Source organism: Rhizobium sp. P1_E1 (assembly GCF_056406015.1).
Genome location: NZ_JBFUAY010000447.1, coordinates 1 through 1,900 on the forward strand (window position 1 = coordinate 1; position 1,900 = coordinate 1,900).

The window sequence follows — 1,900 nt, forward strand, 5'->3', positions numbered from 1 at the left end:
GTTTGGAATCGGAGGGCAGTTGTAGGATTCAACATGCGCGTAGCGAGGTGAGTCGCGGCTCAGGAGGGGTGTGGCGCTACAGAACCGCCTAATCTACTTGCTGCTACACTGTTCGGATTTGTAGGATTCACAGGAGAACATTCCGGGATCAGGGAGCCGGGCATTTGAGGCTAACTCCCGGAGCGGGAAAGCAAAAATCCGAACAGCCTTATTCAGATTGTCCCCGGTCGTTAACCWTTTGTTAACCCTAAACCTCTGGACCAGTTCGGAGAATCGTGTTCTATTTTTAGCGGGCAATGGCCGGTAAACCGGCGAAAAGCCGCCAAGAGGGACAGATGGCGATAGCAAACCGAGTAGAAGCAAGTGTTGGCTCGAAGGAAGATGCCGGCAGCAAAATCATGCGCCATGCCGGGCTTCTGTCCGGGCAATTGCAGCAGCTTAGAACTCGTATGTATCCGCCAAAATCGGAAAAGACCCTGCGTCCCTTTCTGACCAACGAAGTGTCGAAGCTGACGTCTATACCCGATTCCACCCTGAAGCTCATGTCCACTGAAGGACGTGGGCCGATTCCCAGTAGGCTGGAAAATAACCATCGCGTCTACACGCTGGACCAGATCAATGAACTGCGTGAATTGTTCGCGATGCAGAAACCTGCAGACGCCTTGCGATTCCTTCCTCGTCGTCGTGCCGGGGAGCACCTCCAGGTTCTTGCGATAGCCAACTTCAAGGGCGGCAGCGCGAAGACGACAACCTGTGTCCACCTTGCCCACTATCTCGCCCTTCATGGGTATCGCGTCCTCGCACTCGACCTGGACCCGCAAGCATCCTTGTCCGCTTTGTTCGGTGCTCAGCCAGAAGTTGATGTCGGGTCGAATGAAACGATCTATGCCGCTTTGCGTTACGATGACGCCGAGCGTCGTCCCATCCGCCATATAATTCGCAGGACATATTTCGATGGCATCGATCTCATTCCTGGCAATCTTGAAGTCATGGAGTATGAGCACGAAACGCCACGGATCTTGGCGAACAAGTCCAGCTCCGGCGCAATCTTCTTTGAGCGACTGAAACTCGCCCTTTTGGAAGTCGAGGCGGACTACGACATCGTGATTCTCGACACTCCGCCGTCCCTCGGCTTTCTGACCTTGAGCGCGATATACGCCGCGACTAGCATGATCATTACGGTCCACCCGGCCATGCTGGACGTCGCGTCAATGAGCCAGTTCCTTCTCATGATGGGTGATCTGATTAGTGTTCTGAACGAGAGCGGCGCTCAGTTGGACCAGGACTTCATCCGGTATCTGGTTACACGACACGACCCCAATGACGCGCCACAGTCGCAAGTCGTTGCGATGCTTCGGCACCTGTTCGGCTCCGATGTATTATTGCCGACCGCCATTGAAAGCACTGCCGTTGAAGCAGCCGGCTTGGCGAAACGCTCGGTATACGAGCTCGAATTGGGACAGATCGGACGCGATACTCACAAGCGTGCCCGCGAGGCGGTAGATGCTGTGAACGAGGCGATTGTTCGCCTCGTCAATGAGAGCTGGGGGCGGACATGAGCAAATCCCCTCGCAAGTCGATTGTCGCCAGCTTCGGGTTGCTTTCCGCAGAGCTGGAAAGCGATCAGGCTGCGGATCAACAGCAGCCGTCGCAGGCCCCTGCCCCGGTTCCCGGAAATCGTGTCGGAGCAGGTGTGATCGGTGCTGCACACCGAGCAATCGACGACATTCGAACAGAGCGAGATCGCTTGAAGGCTATCGTGGAGTCGGGCGGTGGTTCGGTTCGCGAGTTGGATCCGTCGCTCATCGACCCATCCCCTTATCCGGACAGACTGCCGGACGATGACGCAACGAGCTTCGAGGCGTTCAAACGGTCGATCGAGACTGAGGGGCAACAGGTT

At 56.1% G+C, this 1,900-nt stretch carries 1 protein-coding gene and 1 pseudogene; both read left to right on the forward strand.

Translation table 11 applies throughout. The annotated features are described in order from the left end of the window. Window positions 1–335 precede the first annotated feature (335 nt). The gene (repA, locus tag AC1D1Z_RS36920) at window positions 336–1,559 is read left to right on the forward strand and encodes a plasmid partitioning protein RepA (RefSeq protein WP_065276670.1); all 1,224 of its coding nucleotides are present in this window, start codon (window positions 336–338) and stop codon (window positions 1,557–1,559) included. Next, a pseudogene (locus AC1D1Z_RS36925) lies at window positions 1,556–1,900 on the forward strand (plasmid partitioning protein RepB); the annotation flags it as partial. The gene repA and the pseudogene AC1D1Z_RS36925, both read left to right, overlap by 4 nt.

What these genes read in the sequence shown, in the direction of transcription:
- repA (WP_065276670.1), top strand. Translation starts at nt 336, where the DNA reads ATGGCGATAGCAAACCGAGTAGAAGCAAGTGTTGGCTCGAAGGAAGAT.